The sequence below is a fragment of the Klebsiella sp. JB_Kp042 genome (assembly GCF_040065275.1).
Taxonomy (GTDB): domain Bacteria; phylum Pseudomonadota; class Gammaproteobacteria; order Enterobacterales; family Enterobacteriaceae; genus Klebsiella; species Klebsiella quasipneumoniae.
Map to the genome: position 1 here is coordinate 1 of NZ_JBEAJL010000015.1, position 18314 is coordinate 18314.

17 protein-coding genes and 2 pseudogenes are annotated in these 18314 nt (G+C 59.0%); 10 read left to right on the top strand and 9 right to left on the bottom strand.

Going from position 1 to position 18314, the window contains the following annotated elements; all coding sequences use genetic code 11:
* Positions 1-57: 57 nt before the first annotated feature.
* Entirely contained in the window at positions 58-348 is a 291-nt protein-coding gene (locus ABLV54_RS04275) for a cupin domain-containing protein (RefSeq protein ID WP_348813697.1), read from the bottom strand.
* A 139-nt stretch (positions 349-487) separates the two neighbouring features.
* Here ABLV54_RS04275 and ABLV54_RS04280 point away from each other — a divergent pair, with 139 nt between their 5' ends.
* On the top strand, positions 488-1201 hold the full coding sequence (locus tag ABLV54_RS04280; protein WP_023290911.1) for an aspartate/glutamate racemase: 714 nt from the start codon (positions 488-490) through the stop codon (positions 1199-1201).
* Here the strand turns inward: ABLV54_RS04280 and ABLV54_RS04285 are convergent.
* Positions 1167-2093, bottom strand: coding sequence for a LysR family transcriptional regulator (locus tag ABLV54_RS04285; RefSeq protein WP_023290910.1), 927 nt, complete (start codon positions 2091-2093; stop codon positions 1167-1169). The two genes, ABLV54_RS04280 and ABLV54_RS04285, sit on opposite strands and share 35 nt — an antisense overlap.
* 136 nt (positions 2094-2229) lie before the next feature.
* Between ABLV54_RS04285 and lysA the strand changes: the two genes are divergently transcribed.
* A complete protein-coding gene (gene lysA / locus ABLV54_RS04290) occupies positions 2230-3492 on the top strand; it encodes a diaminopimelate decarboxylase (RefSeq protein WP_023290909.1) in 1263 nt (420 codons plus the stop codon).
* Here the strand turns inward: lysA and ABLV54_RS04295 are convergent.
* The gene (locus ABLV54_RS04295) at positions 3485-4486 is read right to left on the bottom strand and encodes a LacI family DNA-binding transcriptional regulator (protein ID WP_004229436.1); all 1002 of its coding nucleotides are present in this window, start codon (positions 4484-4486) and stop codon (positions 3485-3487) included. The two genes, lysA and ABLV54_RS04295, sit on opposite strands and share 8 nt — an antisense overlap.
* Positions 4487-4785: 299 nt before the next feature.
* Here ABLV54_RS04295 and ABLV54_RS04300 point away from each other — a divergent pair, with 299 nt between their 5' ends.
* The 4 genes from ABLV54_RS04300 to ABLV54_RS04315 all read left to right on the top strand — a co-directional run bounded on the left by ABLV54_RS04300 (position 4786) and on the right by ABLV54_RS04315 (position 8875).
* The gene (locus ABLV54_RS04300) at positions 4786-6123 is read left to right on the top strand and encodes a PTS transporter subunit EIIC (protein ID WP_050533523.1); all 1338 of its coding nucleotides are present in this window, start codon (positions 4786-4788) and stop codon (positions 6121-6123) included.
* A gap of 7 nt (positions 6124-6130) precedes the next feature.
* A complete protein-coding gene (locus ABLV54_RS04305; RefSeq protein WP_023290907.1) occupies positions 6131-7558 on the top strand; it encodes a glycoside hydrolase family 1 protein in 1428 nt (475 codons plus the stop codon).
* 67 nt (positions 7559-7625) lie between these two features.
* Complete coding sequence (locus ABLV54_RS04310) at positions 7626-8399, top strand: GntR family transcriptional regulator (RefSeq protein WP_004205433.1); 774 nt, start codon at positions 7626-7628, stop codon at positions 8397-8399.
* Positions 8396-8875, top strand: a complete 480-nt coding sequence (locus ABLV54_RS04315) for a GNAT family N-acetyltransferase (RefSeq protein WP_060592051.1) — start codon at positions 8396-8398, stop codon at positions 8873-8875. The genes ABLV54_RS04310 and ABLV54_RS04315 overlap by 4 nt, the downstream gene beginning before the upstream one ends.
* Here the strand turns inward: ABLV54_RS04315 and galR are convergent.
* On the bottom strand, positions 8836-9852 hold the full coding sequence (gene galR, locus ABLV54_RS04320) for an HTH-type transcriptional regulator GalR (protein WP_002915981.1): 1017 nt from the start codon (positions 9850-9852) through the stop codon (positions 8836-8838). The genes ABLV54_RS04315 and galR overlap by 40 nt on opposite strands.
* A 93-nt stretch (positions 9853-9945) precedes the next feature.
* Between galR and ABLV54_RS04325 the strand changes: the two are divergent.
* From ABLV54_RS04325 to lplT, 3 genes and pseudogenes are all read left to right on the top strand, one after another.
* Positions 9946-10210: pseudogene (locus tag ABLV54_RS04325) on the top strand (hypothetical protein).
* A gap of 262 nt (positions 10211-10472) precedes the next feature.
* Complete coding sequence (aas, locus tag ABLV54_RS04330; protein ID WP_048298207.1) at positions 10473-12632, top strand: bifunctional acyl-ACP--phospholipid O-acyltransferase/long-chain-fatty-acid--ACP ligase; 2160 nt, start codon at positions 10473-10475, stop codon at positions 12630-12632.
* Positions 12625-13818: a lysophospholipid transporter LplT gene (gene lplT / locus ABLV54_RS04335; RefSeq protein WP_101881274.1), complete on the top strand. Its 1194-nt coding sequence runs from the start codon at positions 12625-12627 to the stop codon at positions 13816-13818. The genes aas and lplT overlap by 8 nt, the downstream gene beginning before the upstream one ends.
* A 198-nt stretch (positions 13819-14016) precedes the next feature.
* Here lplT and ABLV54_RS04340 read toward each other — a convergent pair whose 3' ends face one another.
* The 5 genes and pseudogenes from ABLV54_RS04340 to ABLV54_RS04360 form a co-directional block, all read right to left on the bottom strand.
* On the bottom strand, positions 14017-15057 hold the full coding sequence (locus ABLV54_RS04340) for an NADP(H)-dependent aldo-keto reductase (protein WP_008806332.1): 1041 nt from the start codon (positions 15055-15057) through the stop codon (positions 14017-14019).
* 221 nt (positions 15058-15278) lie between these two features.
* Entirely contained in the window at positions 15279-15497 is a 219-nt protein-coding gene (locus ABLV54_RS04345; protein WP_002915974.1) for a YgdI/YgdR family lipoprotein, read from the bottom strand.
* Between the two features lie 123 nt (positions 15498-15620).
* Positions 15621-16334, bottom strand: coding sequence for a TerC family protein (locus tag ABLV54_RS04350; protein WP_023290903.1), 714 nt, complete (start codon positions 16332-16334; stop codon positions 15621-15623).
* A gap of 63 nt (positions 16335-16397) precedes the next feature.
* On the bottom strand, positions 16398-17093 hold the full coding sequence (mutH, locus tag ABLV54_RS04355; protein ID WP_101881272.1) for a DNA mismatch repair endonuclease MutH: 696 nt from the start codon (positions 17091-17093) through the stop codon (positions 16398-16400).
* Between the two features lie 88 nt (positions 17094-17181).
* Positions 17182-17322, bottom strand: a pseudogene (locus ABLV54_RS04360) (hypothetical protein); the annotation flags it as partial.
* A 452-nt stretch (positions 17323-17774) separates the two neighbouring features.
* Here ABLV54_RS04360 and rppH point away from each other — a divergent pair.
* On the top strand, positions 17775-18305 hold the full coding sequence (gene rppH, locus ABLV54_RS04365; RefSeq protein WP_004205443.1) for an RNA pyrophosphohydrolase: 531 nt from the start codon (positions 17775-17777) through the stop codon (positions 18303-18305).
* Positions 18306-18314 lie beyond the last annotated feature (9 nt).

An 18314-nucleotide genomic window follows, 5' to 3' on the forward strand; every position in this document is an offset into this window, starting at 1 on the left:
AAGATGCGTGATCTGATCCTTCAACTCAGCAAAAGTTCGATTTATTCAACAAAGCTCTCAGCAAAAGTTCGATTTATTCAACAAAGCCACGCAGCCGTGCATGATCCCCGGCTGCTTGTACAGCGTATCGCCAGCGCTGACGACGCGCGTCTCCTCGCCGATGGTGAATTCGAACTCGCCGGAGAGCACGTAGGTGAGCTGTTCGTGAGGGTGGTTATGCATTGGGCCGACGGCGCCGGCGGCAAAATTTACCTCCACGGCCATCATTTTGCCGTCATGGGCCAGAATGCGGCGGGTTACGCCATTGCCAAGGTCTTCAAGGGTGGTGTCTTTATGGAAAATAAACATCTGCCGATCCTGTTGTTAAAATGAAACATTGTTTCACTTAAGTTATCTCACTCTTCATGAAAAAGAAATACGCGGCCAGAGAAGTGGAAAGTTGATCACAAGTTTGTTTCACTGGCAGAAACAACATAAGGAGCAAAAGATGAAAACCATTGGCCTGCTAGGCGGCATGAGCTGGGAGTCAACGATCCCTTACTATCGCCTGATTAATGAAGGCGTGAAGGCGCGACTGGGCGGGCTGCACTCCGCCAGACTGGTGTTGCATAGCGTCGATTTTCACGAGATTGAAGCCTGTCAGTCCACCGGCGACTGGGATCGCGCCGGCGCGATCCTTGCCGACGCCGCGGTTGGGCTGCAGCAGGCGGGCGCCGAGGGCATTGTCCTGTGCACTAACACCATGCACAAGGTGGCGGATGCCATCGCCGCCCGCTGCCAGGTTCCCTTTCTGCATATCGCCGACGCCACCGGAAGGGCGATTGCCGCCAAGGGCCAGCGGCGGGTCGCGCTGCTGGGCACCCGCTATACCATGGAGCAGACCTTTTACCGGGGTCGTCTGCAGGCGCAGTTTGCCATCGAGACGCTGATCCCCGAGGCCGACGATCGGGCGCGGATCAATCAGATCATTTTCGACGAACTCTGTCTCGGCACCTTCAGCGAGGCGTCGCGGGATTATTATCTGCAGGTGATTGCCGCCCTGGCGGAGCAGGGGGCGGAAGGGGTAATTTTCGGCTGCACGGAAATTGGCCTGCTGGTGCCTGCCGAGCTCAGCCCGCTGCCGGTCTTTGACACCGCGGCGATCCACGCTGAGGACGCGGTCAACTTTATGCTCTCTGCAGAACCGACGCCAGCGGCGTGAGGATCTGCGGCAGACTCTGCTGCAGGTGCGTCACGAAGGCGTCGACCAGCGCCGATCGCGGGCGATGGAGCGGGCGGATCAGGCTGACGGTAAACGGCACTTCGACGCTGAAGCGGCGCACCACCACGCCGCTATCGGCATAGTCCAGGGCGGTCAGCGGGTTAACCACCGAGATCCCGGCGCCGGCGCGCACCATGGCGCAGATCGAGGCCGCGCTGTGGGTTTCGACCACCATCCGCCGCTTGACCTGATGCTCAAGGAACAGGGCGTCGAGCAGCTGGCGATAGCTGTCGGTGCGCGACAGGCTGATGTAGTTCTCGCCCTGAAAATCGGCGGGGGTCAGCGTCGTCTGCGCCGCCAGCGGATGGCCGGCGGGCAGCACGCAGACTTCATTCAACGTCAGCAGCGGGGTGCGTTCAGTGCCCGCGGGGGTATGCAGGGTCTCCGTCAGGCCAAGGTCATGGCGCTGGGCGGAGAGCCACTCCTCCAGCAGCGGCGACTCCTGGGGGACGATCTGCAGGCTGACCTCCGGGTAGCGGGCGAGGAACGGCGGCAACAGCAGCGGCAGAAAGGACTGGGAAAAGACCGGCAGACAGGCTATCGACAGCTCGCCCTGGCGGAACTCGCGCAGGCTCTCGGCGGCGCTGACGATGCGGTCCAGGCCGTACCAGGAACGCTGAACCTCCTCAAACAGGCGCAGGCCCTGCACGGTTGGCTGCAGGCGACCGCGGGTCCGTTCAAACAGCCGCAGGCCGAGCACCTTCTCAAAGCGCGCCAGCTCGCGGCTGACGGTGGGCTGGGAGGTATGCAGCATCCGCGCGGCTTCGGTCAGGTTGCCGGCGGTCATCACCGCATGAAAGATTTCGATATGACGCAAATTGACGGCTGGCATGCGGTCTCCCTGAGGCTCGGCTGGAACTATATCATTTTTGCATAGAGTCGCGATAAAACGATATTTTTTATTCGTCCGGCGCTGTGGCGTAATCAGAAAAAACAGCGACCAACACACGCACTACACCGGAGTTCTTATGCCACACTCGCTTTACGCCACCGATACCGATCTGACCGCGGACAATCTGCTGCGCCTGCCGGCGGAATTTGGCTGCCCGGTCTGGGTCTATGATGCGCAGATTATTCGCCGCCAGATTGCCCAGCTCAGCCAGTTTGATGTGGTGCGTTTTGCGCAAAAAGCCTGCTCTAACATCCATATTCTGCGTCTGATGCGCGAGCAGGGGGTGAAGGTGGACTCGGTGTCGCTGGGGGAGATCGAGCGTGCGCTGGCGGCGGGCTACGATCCGCAGCAGAATCCAGAGGATATTGTCTTCACCGCCGATCTGATCGACGAGGCCACCCTCGATCGCGTCAAGGCGTTACAGATCCCGGTGAACGCCGGCTCGATCGACATGCTGAGCCAGCTGGGTGAAGTGTCGCCGGGCCATCGCGTCTGGCTGCGCGTCAACCCGGGCTTTGGCCACGGCCACAGCCAGAAAACCAATACCGGCGGTGAGAACAGCAAGCATGGCATCTGGTACAGCCACCTGCCGGCGGCGCTGGAAGTGATGCGTCGCTATCAGCTGCAGCTGGTGGGGATCCATATGCATATCGGTTCTGGCGTCGACTATGGTCACCTGGAGCAGGTGTGCGGCGCGATGGTGCGCCAGGTTGTCGACTTTGGTCAGGATCTGCAGGCCATCTCCGCCGGCGGCGGCCTGTCTATTCCTTACCGCGAGGGCGAAGAGGCCATCGACACCGCTCACTATTATGGCCTGTGGAACCGCGCCCGGGAGCAGATCGCCACCCATCTGGGTCACCCGGTGAAACTGGAGATTGAACCCGGACGCTTCCTGGTGGCCGAGTCCGGCGTGCTGGTGTCGCAGGTGCGCAGCGTGAAAGAGATGGGCAGCCGCCACTTCGTGCTGATTGACGCTGGCTTTAACGACCTGATGCGCCCGGCAATGTACGGCAGCTATCATCATATCACCGCTCTGGCGGCGGATGGCCGCGATCTCAGCGCCGCGCCGCAGGTGGAGACCGTGGTGGCCGGGCCGCTGTGCGAGTCCGGGGACGTCTTTACCCAGCAGGAAGGGGGGAAAGTCGAGACCCGTCTGCTGCCGGCGGTGGCCCCAGGGGATTATCTGGTGCTCCATGACACTGGCGCCTACGGGGCTTCGATGTCATCCAACTATAACAGCCGTCCGCTGCTGCCGGAGGTGCTGTTTGATGGCGGCAAGGCGCGGCTGATCCGCCGTCGCCAGACCATCCAGGAGCTGCTGGCCTTGGAGCTTATTTAAAAAAAGGTCCCGTCGTCACCGACTCACGCAACACCAGCGTGCCGGTGAACGGCGGGATCGTTTCGATCGGCTGCTGGTTAGCAAGCTTGATCGCCTGATCGATCGCCGTGGTGATCATGTTGTCGATCGGCAGATAGACCGTCGACAGCCCCGGCTCCAGCCATTTCGCGCTTGGCGCATCGTCGAAGCCAAACAGCGACACATCCTGCGGAATACGCAGCCCCGCCTGATGCAGTGCCTTAGACGCCCCCAGCGCCATATCATCGTTACAGGAAAACAGCGCGCTGAAGCGGGCTTTCTCGTCCAGCAGTTCCCGGCACAGCTCGTAGCCGCGGGTCATCGTCGAGTCCCCGTATTTCACCCGGCTCGGATCCCACTCAATACCATGTTTTATCAGCGCGTTGCGATAGCCCTGCAGGCGCGCCTGGCCGGTGGGGGTGTGCATCGGAACGGTGATGCAGGCGATATCGCGGTGCCCCTGGGTAATCAGATACTCCACGGCCTGGAAGGCAGCTTCCTGCTGTTCGAAGAACACGCAGCGTTCGCGGGCCTGCGCCACATCACGGTTAATCACCACCAGCGGCATGGCGATCGAGTTAATCAGCGACATGATCGCCTTCTCGCTCATATGCCGGGTATAGAGGATGATCGCATCGCACTGCCGGTCGGCGAGCATCTGCACCGCTTCCTCTTCGCGCTCCGGCGTATCATGGCCGTCGGTGACGATAAGCTGTTTTCCCCAGGCTTCGGTCTGGCGTGACGCCTGCTGCAGCAGACGGCCAAAGTAGAAGCCGTCAAAGGTGGAGACGACCAGCCCGATACTGTTGCTGGTCTGATTGGCCAGCGAGCGGGCAAGGAAATTCGGCCGATAGCCCAGCTCTTCCATCGCTTTAAAGACCTGTTGGCGGGTGCTCTCTTTCACCTGACCTGTGCCGTTCAACACGCGGGAAACCGTCGCTTTCGAGACGCCTGCGCGAATTGAGACATCCAGCATTGTAGCCATTCATCGATTCCTGATTTCACGTGGTAAGGCGCAGTTTATCACAGACCGAAAAGGGACATATCGACGGGGCGGGGCGGAAAAACCATCGCGATCACGCTTTTAGCAGGAACTGACCAACCGGCGCTATCTGGTATGCCAATAGTTTTTATTATCGATATTTGGGATACCTCGCAGCGGGTTGCGAGCGCTGTCACAGAACAATTTTTACCTGGCAACTGTGTTTTGGTATGCCAAAAGTCTCTGGCTGTCCACCTGGCCGCAATAAGCCCTTTACTCTGAGGTACTCTTTTATGGCATTACAGGACAAACTGATCGACGCGCTGGGGCGTTTCGCGACGACATTCAACAGCTATCGCTACATTATGGCGATCAAATCGGCGTTTATTACCCTGATGCCGGTGATCATCGTCGGGGCCTTTTCGGTACTGATCTCCAATATGGTGCTGGATCCAAAGAATGGGCTCGCCAGCTTTTCCTCGCTCTCCTTTCTCGCTGCGCTGAAGCCGATCACCAGCGCGCTGAACTACGCCACGCTCAACTTCCTCAATATCGGCGCCGTGTTTCTGATCGGCATTGAGCTGGGGCGGATCAACGGCATCAAAAGCCTGTTTCCCGGCCTGCTGGCGGTGATCTGCTTTATCTGCGTCACGCCGACCACGGTAGAGATGATGGTCGATGGCCAGATGCACGTGGTGAAAGATGTCCTGCTGCGTCAGTTCTCCGACACCCGCAGCCTGTTCCTCGGGATGTTCATCGCCATTCTGTCGGTCGAGATTTACTGCTGGCTGGAGGGGCGCAAGGGACTGAAGATCAAGATGCCGGATACCGTGCCGCCGAACGTCTCTGCCTCTTTTTCGGCGCTGATCCCGGCGATCATCACCACCACCGCGATCGCCACCTTGGGTTTTCTCTTTCACCAGCTGACGGGAATGTATCTCTACGATGCGGTCTACCAGGTGGTGCAGCAGCCGCTGGAGCGGGTGGTGCAGAGCCTGCCGGGGATCCTGCTGCTGATGTTCGTCGCCCAGCTGTTCTGGGTGATCGGTATTCACGGCAACCAGATGATCAAGCCGATCCGCGAGCCGCTGCTGCTGGGGGCGATCACCGTCAATATGAGCGCCTTTGAGCAGGGGAAAGAGGTACCGAACATCATCACCATGCCCTTCTGGGATGTTTACATGAGCATCGGCGGCTCGGGGCTGACCATCGGCCTGCTGATTGCGGTGATGATCGCCACCAGGCGCAAAGAGATGAAAGAGATCGCCAAGCTGTCGATAGGCCCGGGGCTGTTCAATATTAACGAGCCGGTGATCTTCGGGATGCCGATCATGCTCAACCCGATCCTCGCCATCCCGTTTATCATCACCCCGCTGGTGACCGGCAGCATCGGCTATTTCGCCACCCTGACCGGCTTCGCCGGCAAGGCGGTGGTGATGGTGCCCTGGACCACGCCGCCGCTGATCAATGCCTGGCTCTCCACCGCTGGCTCGATGGGGGCGGTGGTCACCCAGCTGATCTGCATCGTGGCCGCGGTGCTTATCTATCTGCCTTTCGTCAAAATCGCCTCCCGCCGTGCCGATGCCGCGCAGCGTCAGGCAGACAATCAACAGACCGCCAACCCTGTCTGAGGAGCCTATGACTACCGTACGGATGACTATTCCCGATGATTTTATCCTTGGCGCGGCGGCTTCCGCCTGGCAGACCGAGGGCTGGAGCGGGAAAAAACCGGGGCAGGACTCCTGGCCCGATCTCTGGTACAAAAACGACCGTCACGTCTGGCATAACGGCTATGGCCCGGCGGTGGCTACCGATTTTATCAACCGCTTTCAGGAAGATGTGCAGCTGATGAAGCTGGCCGGGCTGACCCACTACCGCACTTCGATCAACTGGTCGCGCTTTCTGACCGACTATGAAAACGTCACGGTGGATGAGGAGTATGCGGCCTATTACGACCAGCTGTTCGATGCGCTGCTGGCCAACGGCATCACGCCGATGATCTGCCTTGAGCATTACGAATTACCGGGCTATCTGCTGGAAAAGTATGGCGGCTGGGGGTCGAAAACGGTGGTCGAGCTGTTTGTGCGCTACGCGGAGCAGGTTTTTGCCCGCTACCACCCGAAGGTGACCCGCTGGTTTACCTTTAATGAGCCGATCGTGGTGCAGACCCGGGTCTATCTTGATGCCCTGCGCTGGCCCTATGAGCAGAACACCAGCACCTGGATGCAGTGGAACTACCATAAGGTGCTGGCGACCGCTTGCGTCGTGAAGCGATTTCGCGAGCTAGGCTATCCCGGGACCGTCGGCTGCATCCTCAATCCGGAGGTGACCTACCCGCGCTCCCGCGCCCCGCATGACCTGCGCGCGGCGGAGATCTACGATCTGTTCTACAACCGTATGTTTCTCGACCCGCTGGTGCACGGGGTCTGGCCGCCGGCGCTTCTCGCGCTGCTTGAGCAGCATCAGGTGACGTGGGAGGCCAGCGCGGAGGATCTGGCGATTATCCGCGAGCACACCGTCGATGAGCTGGGGATTAACCTTTACTATCCGCACCGGGTCAAAGCCCCGTCGCGGGCCTGGCATCCGCATACCCCGTTCCATCCGGCCTGGTATTATGAGCCGTTTGAGCTGCCCGGCCGGCGGATGAACGCCTCCCGCGGCTGGGAAATCTACCCGCAAATCATCTTTGATATGGCGATGCGGATAAAAAATGACTATCGCAACATTCCCTGGTTCGTGGCGGAGAGCGGGATGGGGGTGGAAAACGAAGGCCAGTTCCGTAACCGCGAAGGCGCCATTGACGACAGCTATCGCATTCGTTTTATCAGCGAACATCTGTGGCACACCCTGCGCGCCCGCGAGGCAGGGGCCAACTGCCAGGGCTATATGCTGTGGGCGTTTACCGACAACGTGTCGCCGATGAACGCCTTTAAAAACCGCTACGGGCTTATCGAAATCGACCTGCAAAACCATCGCGCCCGGCGACCCAAAGCCTCGGCGCACTGGTTTCGTCAGCTCGGCGAACGGCGTGAACTGGTGCTGGATATCGATGATGAATACCGCTAGCCGGGGGCAATATTTGCTAAGATAGCGCCGTGTTTGACTCGCAGGCATGTAACGCACAGGTGATTTTGTGGAAAAAGCGATAATTCCGCCGGAAAAGAAGCCCTATCAGGAGATTGGTGATGACCTGCGCGCCCAGATCGCGCAGGGGCGCTACCCGGTCGGGTCGCGTTTGCCGCCGGAACGCCATATTGCCGAAACCTATGGCGTCAGCCGGACCATCGTGCGCGAAGCGCTGCTGATGCTGGAGCTGCAGGGGACGGTGGATATCCGTCAGGGATCCGGGGTGTACGTCATGCGTATCCCGCACGAAAACGACAGCGAAGAAGAGCAACTGCTCAGCAGCGACGTTGGTCCGTTTGAAATTCTCCAGGCGCGCCAGCTGCTGGAGAGCAATATCGCCGCCTTTGCCGCGAAAATGGCCACCCGCGCCGATATCGATAATCTGAAGCGGATTATCGAGCAGGAGCAGCGGGCAATCGCCCTCAACGACACCGCCCAGGATAACGCTCGTCTGTTCCATCTGGTGCTGGCCGGGGCGACGCAGAACCAGATGCTGTTAGCGACGGTGGAGCGGATCTGGCTGCAGATGGACAGCAGCCCGCTGTGGCAGCAGTTTAATGTGCATATTGCCAGCCGCGCCTGGCGGCTGAAGTGGCTCGGCGACCGGCAGACCCTGCTTGCCGCGCTGCGGCGTCGCGATGTGATGGGCGCCTGGCAGGCGATGTGGCAGCATCTGGAAAACGTTAAAAACAGTCTGCTGGAGCTGTCCGATGAAGACGCCCCGGACTTTGACGGCTATCTGTTCGACTCGGTGCCGATTTTTCAGGGGAAGCTGGTATGACGATCCTGCCGCTATATGCCGCGCCGCAGTTCGCCCGGGAGGTGACCGACCGGCTGTGGCAGGCCTTTGGCGGCGAGGCGCTGCCGCGGGAGTTTTTCGCCAGCATTGTGCAGCATAGCCAGACGGCGGAGGCGCTGCCGCTGACCTTTATTGCCGTGGAAGGGGAGCAACTGCTGGGAACGATTGGCCTCTGGCGCTGCGATTTGATCAGCCGCCAGGATCTGTTTCCCTGGCTGGCGGCGCTGTACGTCGCGCCCGCCGCTCGCGGTCAGGGGCTGGCCGGACAGCTGCAGCGGCATGTGATCGATTATGCCCGCCGCGCGGGCTATCGGGAGCTTTATCTCTACTCCGCCTGCCGCGATTTTTATGAACGCTTCGGCTGGCGCTACATCGGCGAGGGGCTGGATTACCCGGCCACCGCCGTGCATCTCTATCGCTACGACTTATCGCCTTCCTGCGGGGCCACCACCGAATGACGGCGCACCAGCGTCGGGCTGAACAGGTGGGTGATCTCCGGCGCCGGGCGCTGCTCCGCCAGGGCTAAGGCCAGCTCGGCCGCCTGGGTCGCCATCGTGACGATCGGGTAGCGGACGGTGGTCAGCCGCGGGCGAACATAGCGCGAAATCAGGACATCGTCGAAGCCGATCAGCGAAATTTCCCGCGGGACGTCGATGCCGTTGTCGTTCAGCACCCCCATCGCGCCGGCGGCCATCGAGTCGTTATAGCAGGCGACGGCGCTAAAGTGGCGGCCGCGGCCAAGCAGTTCGGTCATCGCCTGTTCGCCGCCGCTTTCATCCGGCTCGGCGAACGTGACCAGCCGGTCGTTGCAGGGCAGGCCGCTCTCCTCCAGCGCCGCGTAGTACCCCTGCAGGCGATCTTCCGCATCAGAGATATCGTGGTTTGAGCACAGGTAGCCGATACGCGTGTGCCCCTGCTGGATCAGATGGCGGGTCGCCAGCCAGGCGCCGTAGCGATCGTCCAGCGCTACGCAGCGCGTTTCATATCCGGGCAGGATGCGGTTGATCAGCACCATGCCGGGGATCTGCTTCATCAGCCCGGCGAGTTCCTCATCGGGGATCATTTTGGCATGCACCACCAGCGCCGCGCAGCGGTGACGGATCAGCTGCTCTATCGCCTGGCGCTCCTTCTGCACGTTGTGGTAGCCATTGCCAATCAGCAAAAAGTTGCCGGTGCGATAGGCCACCTGTTCGACGGCTTTGACCATCGCGCCGAAGAAGGGGTCGGAGACATCGCCCACCACCAGGCCGACGGTTTCCGTGGACTGCTGGGCCAGCGCCCGGGCGTTCGCGTTGGGATGATAGTTGAGGGTTTCCATCGCCGCGCCCACGGACTGACGCGAGGCTTCGCTGGCTTTGGGAGAGTTGTTGATGACGCGGGAGACGGTAGCGACGGAGACTCCTGCGAGTCGGGCTACATCCTTAATTGTCGCCATACCATGCCTTTTATAGGGTAAGCGTTTACATACTGCTATGTTACGGGAAAGAGCGGCAGATTCAAGGCGCGGCGGCGAAGGAATGGCGCAAATGTGATTCAGAGCGGGCTTATCGGTGACCTGTTTACATTGACGCTATCAGTAATTGAAACCGGCTCGGTGAAATACAAACCTTTGCTTACACTTTGCGATGCGCTGTTGCGAATGTTCGCTGGTTTGTCCGCCGAGCAGGTTGATATTCTGGCTATCCCAGAGGTATTGATAGGTGGAGTCAACGTCATGTTGACCACTTTACTTACACCAGCCTGCGCAGATGCGCAGGTTTTTTTTTGCCCGTCGCCGACGTTGTTACAGATAGCGAAAATCGTAATAACTGGTTGCACTTAGGCTCACTCCCTTGCGTTTTCCCGCTGGCCCGAACCGGGCGAAAAACGCGACAATCGAGATCCCAGAGGTATTGATAGGTGAGTTTCTCAGGTACGCTCTTCGTACTGGACGTTTTACACCAGCCTGCGCGGATGCGCAGGTTTTTTTTATTCTGAAAATCCCCCCGCTGCACTGCTTTCCCACGCCTTCTCGTGTAACCTGCTTTGACTCATCACCGGTCACATGGAGTTGTTATGCTTTTGGGATTTTTCAGACTGCTGTTCAAGGGGTTATACCGGGTCAGCCTGACCGGCGACACGCAGGCTTTGCACCAGCAAAAAGTCTTAATTACCCCGAACCACGTCTCGTTCCTCGACGGCATTCTGCTGGCGCTGTTTTTGCCGGTCCGACCGGTTTTTGCCGTCTATACCTCAATCAGCCAGCGCTGGTTTATGCGCGCGCTGACGCCGATTATCGATTTTGTGCCGCTGGACCCGACCAAACCGATGTCGATCAAACATCTGGTGCGCCTGATTGAACAGGGGCGGCCGGTGGTCATCTTCCCGGAAGGGCGAATTTCGGTCAGCGGCTCGCTGATGAAAATTTATGACGGCGCCGCCTTTGTCGCCGCCAAATCGCAGGCGACCATCGTGCCGCTGCGCATTGAAGGCGCTGAGCTGACGCCCTTCAGCCGGCTGAAGGGGCTGGTGAAACGTCGCCTGTTCCCGCGTATTCAGCTGCATCTGCTGCCGCCCACCCATCTGCCGATGCCTGAGGCGCCGCGCGCCCGCGACCGGCGCAAAATCGCCGGAGAAATGCTGCATCAGATCATGATGGAAGCCCGGATGGCGGTGCGTCCGCGGGAAACCCTGTATGAGTCGCTGCTGGCGGCGCAGGACCGCTTCGGCGCGCGCAAACCCTGCGTGGAGGATATCAACTTCCAGCCGGATACCTATCGCAAGCTGCTGACCAAAACCCTGTTTGTCGCCCGCATTCTGGAAAAATACAGCCAGCAGGGCGAGAAGATCGGCCTGATGCTGCCCAACGCCGGCATCAGCGCGGCGGTGATTTTCGGCGCGATCGCCCGCGGGCGCATTCCGGCGATGATGAACTATACCGCCGGGGTGAAAGGGCTCAGCAGCGCCATCGCCGCCGCGGAACTCAACACCATTTTTACCTCGCGCACCTTCCTTGATAAGGGCAAGCTCTGGCACCTGCCGGAGCAGCTGACCCAGGTGCGCTGGGTGTTCCTGGAAGATCTCAAAGGCGATATCACCCCTGCGGACAAACTGTGGATTTTCGGCCATCTGCTGGCGCCGCGTCTGGCGCAGGTTAAGCAGCAGCCGGAAGACGCGGCGATGATCCTCTTCACCTCCGGCTCGGAGGGTAATCCGAAAGGGGTGGTGCACAGCCATAAAAGTCTGCTGGCCAACGTCGAGCAGATCAAAACCATTGCCGACTTTACCGCTAATGACCGCTTTATGTCGGCGCTGCCGCTGTTCCACTCCTTTGGCCTCACCGTCGGTCTGCTGACGCCGCTGCTTACCGGTGCGGAGGTGTTTCTCTATCCCAGCCCGCTGCACTATCGCGTGGTGCCGGAGCTGGTCTACGATCGCAACTGCACAGTGCTGTTCGGCACCTCGACCTTCCTTGCCAACTATGCCCGCTTCGCTAACCCCTATGATTTCTATCGTCTGCGCTATGTGGTCGCCGGGGCGGAGAAGCTGCAGGAGAGCACCAAACAGCTGTGGCAGGATAAATTCGGCCTGCGCATTCTCGAAGGCTATGGCGTGACCGAGTGCGCCCCGGTGGTCTCGATCAACGTGCCGATGGCGGCGAAGGTCGGCACCGTGGGGCGTATCCTGCCGGGGATGGACGCCCGCCTGCTGGCGATGCCTGGCATTGAGCAAGGGGGGCGGCTGCAGCTGAAAGGGCCGAACATTATGAAAGGCTACCTGCGGGTGGAAAATCCCGGGGTGCTGGAAGCGCCGACGGCGGAAAATCAGCACGGCGAAAAGGAAGCGGGTTGGTATGACACCGGCGATATCGTCACCTTCGACGAGCAGGGCTATGTCCGCATCCAGGGCCGCGCGAAGCGCTTCGCCAAAATCGCTGGCGAAATGATCTCTCTTGAGATGGTGGAGCAGGTGGCTCTCGGCGCGTCGCCGGACAAAATGCACGCCACGGCGATTAAACAGGACGCCAGCAAAGGCGAGGCGCTGGTGCTGTTTACCACCGATAATGAACTGACTCGCGAAGCCCTGCTGCGCTACGCTCGCCAGCACGGCGTACCGGAGCTGGCGGTGCCGCGCGATATACGCTGGCTGAAACAGCTGCCGGTGCTGGGCAGCGGCAAGCCAGACTATGTCACCCTGAAAAACATGGTCGACGAGGCGGAAACAACCCATGAGTGAGTCAGTGCATACTAACCCTTCGCTGTATTCGAAAGGGATGATGGCGGTGATCTGCGCCCAGTTCCTGTCGGCCTTCGGCGACAATGCGCTTCTCTTCGCCACCCTGGCGCTGATGAAGCAGCTTTATTATCCGGAGTGGAGCCAGCCGGGCCTGCAGATGTTGTTTGTGGGCGCTTACATCCTGTTTGCTCCCTTTGTCGGCCAGTTCGCCGACAGCTTTGCCAAAGGCCGGGTGATGATGGTGGCCAACGGCCTGAAGCTGCTCGGCGCCGGCTGCATCTGCTTCGGCGTTAATCCGTTTATCGGCTATACGCTGGTGGGGATTGGCGCCGCCGCCTATTCGCCGGCCAAGTATGGCATTCTCGGCGAACTGACCACCGGCGATAAGTTAGTGAAGGCTAACGGACTGATGGAGTCCTCAACCATCGCGGCGATCCTGCTGGGCTCCATGGCCGGCGGGATCCTCGCCGACTGGCACGTGCTGGCGGCGCTGATCGTCTGCGCGCTGGTCTATGGCGGGGCGGTGGTGGCTAACCTGTGGATACCCAGGCTGCCGGCGGCGCGTCCGGGGCAGTCATGGCGTTTTAAGCCGATGACGCACAGCTTCTTCAGCGCCTGCCGCACGCTGTGGCGCAACGGCGAAACCCGCTTTTCGCTGATGGGCACCAGCCTGTTCTGGGGCGCTGGCGTGACCCTGCGCTTCCTGCTGGTGATCTGGGTGCCGGTAGCGCTGGGCATTACCAGCAACGCCATGCCCACCTATCTTAATGCGATGGTGGCGGTGGGGATTGTGCTGGGGGCCGGGGCGGCGGCGAAGCTGGTGACTCTGGAGACGGTGTCACGCTGTATGCCGGCCGGGATATTGATCGGTATTGCGGTAATGGCGTTTGCGGTGCAGCAGTCGCTGCTGCCGGCGTTCGGACTGCTACTGCTGCTCGGGGTGTTCGGCGGCTTCTTTATCGTGCCGCTGAATGCGCTGCTGCAGGAGCGCGGGAAACACTCGGTCGGGGCGGGTAACGCGATTGCGGTACAGAACCTGGGCGAAAACGTGGCGATGCTGCTGATGCTGGGGCTCTATTCCCTGGCGGTGAGCGTGGGCGTTCCGCCGGTCGCCGTGGGGATAGGTTTTGGCGCGGTGTTTGCCGTGGCCATCGCCGCGCTGTGGGTCTGGGGGCGGCGTAAATAACTTCTCGTCGCGGTTGACTCGAAATCGTAACCCCTGCCAGGCGCGCGGGCAGAGGGAAACCCCGGGTTGCGGCTTACGCCTGACCCGGGCTACCGCGGCTGCTGAGGCGGCTACCCGACCGGGGTAGCGAAGGCCCGGTAAGGCGTAGCCGCCACCGGGCAACAACGCGACGCCAGAAGCCGGCGTCGACAGGTCATGCTACGGAGCCGGGTAGGTATAAACCTGATGCACCGCTTCAATCTCCGCTAATACCTCTTCGCTCAGTTCAAGCTGTAAACTTTCCACGTTGGCCTGCAGCTGCGCCATGGTCGTCGCCCCCAGCAGGGTGCTGGCGACAAACGGCTGCCGACGCACAAAGGCCAGCGCCATTTGCGCCGGATCGAGGCCGTGGCGTTTGGCGATATCCACATACGCCGCCACCGCTTTCTGCGACTGCTCGCTGCTGTAGCGCGTAAAGCGGCTGAACAGCGTATTGCGCGCCCCCGCCGGCTTCGCGCCGTTGAGGTACTTCCCGGTCAGGGTGCCGAAAGCCAGGCAGGAGTAGGCCAGCAGCTCCACGCCTTCGAACTGGCTCACTTCCGCCAGGCCGACTTCAAAGCTGCGGTTCAGCAGGCTGTAGGGGTTCTGAATGGTCACGATCCGCGGCAGGTCGTGCTTATCCGCCAGGTGCAGATAACGCATCACGCCGAAGGCGGTTTCGTTCGACACGCCGATGTAGCGGATCTTGCCGGCGCGCTGGAACTCGGTCAGCGCCTCGAGGGTATCCAGCAGGGTCACCGCGGGGGCGGCGTCGGCCCAGGTGTAGCCCAGCTTGCCAAAGCAGTTGGTAGGGCGCTGCGGCCAGTGTACCTGATACAGGTCGAGATAATCGGTCTGCAGACGCTTCAGACTGGCGTGCAGCGCCTCGCGGATATTTTTCCGGTCCAGGACGTGGTTTGGTCGAATACTGCTGTCGTTATTACGCGCGGGCCCGCTGACCTTCGAGGCGAGCACCAGCTTTTCGCGATTGCCGCGTTTCGCCAGCCAGTTGCCGACGTAGGTTTCGGTCAGCCCCTGAGTTTCCGGGCGCGGCGGGACAGGGTACATTTCAGCGACATCGATCAGATTGATGCCGTTGGCGACCGCATAGTCGAGCTGCTGATGGGCATCGGCCTCGCTGTTCTGCTCGCCAAAGGTCATGGTTCCCAGCCCGAGGGTGCTGATTTCAAGTGAACTGTGTGGGATACGGTGATACTGCATAGCCAGCTTCCTTTTTATTTATAAGGTCAGGCATTCCCCGACAAAGGAGTATCAACATGGCAGAGGGTGAGAAAAAGAGGAAGTAAAAAAATCAAAAAAGCCGGGTGACGAGGAGGTGCGGTGGGTGAAACCCGCGGTGTCCTGGTGTGTCCCGACTCTTCTCAGAAGACTGGTTGTCGGTAAGCGCAGCGTCAACAGAGGCTGGGGCCGACGGGGAAAAATTAACGCTTAATGATTTGTGAAACGTCGTCACGATTGATCTGCATTTTATTACCCTGCTGATCTTCGTAGCTGATAAGACCGGTATCGTCATCCACGGTGGGTTTACCGTCGGTCAGGATCATTCGCCCATCTTTGGTCGCCATGACGTAATCGCTGCTGCAACCGGAAACCGAGAACGCCAGTCCTACGGCGGAAATCAATACTGCCCATTTTTTCATCGTCATCACCTCTTGAGTAGCTGCACCCCATACCTGTCTATTAATAGCCTGATTTGTGAGACATAAAAAGCAGTAAAGTCTGAAAAAGGGTTGCAGCCTGTGACCAGGCTGCAATTTTGTGGTTTACAGCGGGTTTTTCTTATTGCGCAGCAGGTTAAGGCTCTCCACCGCAATAGAGAAGAACATCGCGAAGTAGATGTATCCCTTCGGCACATGGACGTCGAAACTTTCCAGCATCAGGGTAAAGCCGACGAGGATCAGAAACGACAGCGCCAGCATTTTTACCGACGGATGACGGTCAACAAAATCGCCGATAGGTCGCGCGGCGAACATCATGACCCCCACCGCAATCACAACCGCCGCCATCATAATAAACAGATGATCCGACAGGCCGACGGCGGTGATCACCGAGTCGAGGCTAAAGATGATGTCCAGCAGCATGATCTGCACGATGGCGCCGAGGAAGGAGTGAACGTTAGTTTTCAGCCCCTCCTCTTCGCCTTCGATAGATTCATGGATCTCTTTACTGGCTTTCCAGATAAGGAACAGTCCGCCAAACAGCAAGATCAGATCGCGAAATGAAATCTCCTGACCGAGGACGGTAAAGAGCGGGTTGGTCAGCTTAACGACCCAGGCGATAGAGGCCAGCAGCGCCAGGCGCATGACCATCGCCCCCATTAAACCGATCCGTCGCGCGTGGGCGCGCTGGGCGGTGGGGAGCTTGGCCACAACCAGAGAGAGAAAAATAATATTATCGATCCCGAGCACGATCTCCAGCAGCGTCAAGGTGCCCAGCGCCAGCCAGGCGTTAGGATCGGTTATCCATGCAAATAACATTGTTCAAAGTCCTGCAAAATAGAAAGCAGCAATTATATGCAAGCCCCAACGCAGAACAAAAAATTAATCGTGTTGTAACAAAAAATGGCGGGCGAGCAGGGCGGCGGTAAAATTCTTTTTCAGGTAGAAGCCGCGCGGCAGCGTGAGGATCGTCTCCCCGCGGGCGCCGATGGCTTCGGTCAACGCCTTGCTGTTGGCCGCTTTCGGTCTTAGCTGTAGCACCTCGCCGTGGCGGGCGGTAATGCGCTCCACCTCACCGAGGACAATAAGATCCATCAGCTCTTCCCAGTCCATGCGCAGCTGGCGCTCCTCTTCTTCGTCCGGACTCCACAGCAGCGGTGCGCCGACGCGCCGCGCCGCCAGAGAAATGGTGCGCTCTCCCTCCACAGGGATCCACAGGACTCGCTGCAGCTTATGCCGCACATGGCTGCTCTCCCAGGTGACGCCGCTATTGCCAGTTAACGGGGCGACGCAGACAAAAGTGGTCTCCAGCGGACGGCCCCGGCTGTCGATAGGGATCGTTTTGAGCTCCACCCCCAGCGCGGCGAAATCCTGCTCGGGTTTACTGCCCGCGCTGGCCCCCAGCCACAGCTCCAGCAGGATGCCCGTCCAGCCTTTATCACGTTTCAGATCGCGGGGAATGGGGATCCCGGCCAGCGCCGCCAGCTCACCCAGCGTATAGCCGGCCAGCTGGCGGGCCTGGGCCAACAGCTGTTCCTGACTTTGCGGCGGAGAGGAGAGCGGAGCAATAGCGGGCATAGGGCGACACCTTTGGTTAAAAAATGAGCGCTAATTTTGCGCGTTGTGGATAGAGTTTATCGTTTTCTGAGTAACTATACCAATCCCATGATTTATATGATTTTTTAAGGTCATTACGCGGCAGGTGAAAACCATGAAAACAGGTTTTCCAGAACTGGTCACTGACAATAAACAGGATCTTACACCATGTTATCCACAGAAAAGTGGGATAACTGGGGAAAAGCCCCACTACTGGTTCGATTTACAGCCTTGACGTGCGACGAAAATCGAATTTTTAGAGAAAATATGCCCGCGACCTGCGCGTAATCTGTGGATAAAATCGACATTGCTCGATCTTTCATCAGTCGGCGGATCGCATGTGTGATGATCGTCACGTTATGCTGTAATAAGTGAAAGGAATATATTCTAACTTAATGAATATGCTATCATTATTATAAGGTGCTAGCAGTGCGATGTTCAGATTACTCCGGGTTTTCCCGGGTTAATTCCGTACTTCTTCACAACTCTATCCACAGAAAAAGTGAATAAAATCGGACGTCGGCGCTTTCGCTGTTTATAACTCTGGCAATTACTGTGAGTTATTCAAATGTTATCCGTTCTCAGTGTGCGAACAGAGTGGTTTACCGTTTCCGACGAGTGTGAAACAATCATTCACATTGAAGCTTATCTTGAGGTAGTCCGGTGATTGATGACGATGGCTACCGCCCAAATGTCGGTATTGTAATCTGTAATCGTCAGGGCCAGGTCATGTGGGCCCGACGCTATGGTCAGCACTCGTGGCAGTTCCCGCAAGGGGGCATAAATCCAGGAGAATCCGCAGAGCAGGCGATGTATCGGGAATTGTTTGAAGAGGTCGGGTTAAGCCGTAAAGATGTGCGGATCCTTGCCTCAACCCGTAACTGGCTGCGTTACAAGTTGCCTAAACGTTTGGTGCGTTGGGACACAAAGCCGGTTTGTATCGGCCAGAAACAAAAGTGGTTTCTTTTGCAGTTGATCGGTAACGACGCGGACATCAATATGCAAACCAGCAGCACACCTGAATTTGATGGCTGGCGCTGGGTGAGTTACTGGTACCCGGTGCGTCAGGTGGTGTCGTTCAAACGCGACGTCTACCGCCGGGTGATGAAAGAGTTCGCCAGCGTCACTATGTCGCTGGCGGAGAGCGCACCTAAGCCGCAAAGCGCGCCTGCTTATCGACGTAAAAGAGGTTAAGCCACGCAC